1 pseudogene is annotated in these 475 nt (G+C 30.1%); it reads left to right on the top strand.

Annotated elements, in window-relative coordinates:
- Positions 1–291: 291 nt before the first annotated feature.
- Positions 292–475, top strand: a pseudogene (locus X919_RS0106005) (hypothetical protein); the annotation flags it as partial.

Genomic DNA, 475 nt, shown 5'->3' with positions numbered 1-475 from the left:
CAAACATATGAATATAACAAGATAAAGATCTCACCTGGCTGCGAACGTGGTTTATTAAACTTTGATTTGGCAATTCAGAATAAAAATGTTATATTGGACCTATCAGAAGAAAAAAATCTCCAACCCAATAAAATATAATTTTCGATTTATTAAGAAAGCGTGTCATGTGCTACGAAAATAATCAAAATAAATATCCATTAAAGAAGGAACTGAAATTTGAAAGATAACACGTGATGGTAGACAAACTTTATATGCAGTATTCGAAAATAAAACTTTTAAAATAGTTGATCAATGAAAATAAAAGCACCAAGTAGAAGTCGCATTCTTTTTGAAAGAGAAGATATGTTCTTAACAGAATATTGTGATGATAGCAATATGTGGTTTTGGAAAATAATAGGAGAGAAGCCTTTTTTAATAGAAAGGGGCTTTAAAGAGCAAGGAGGTTTATACACCCTATCGTTTCCTCAAAAAAGGA

Source organism: Prevotella sp. HJM029 (assembly GCF_000599605.1).
In the GTDB taxonomy this organism is placed as follows: Bacteria; Bacteroidota; Bacteroidia; order Bacteroidales; family Bacteroidaceae; genus Prevotella.
This window is presented reverse-complemented; position numbering and strand designations above follow the sequence as displayed.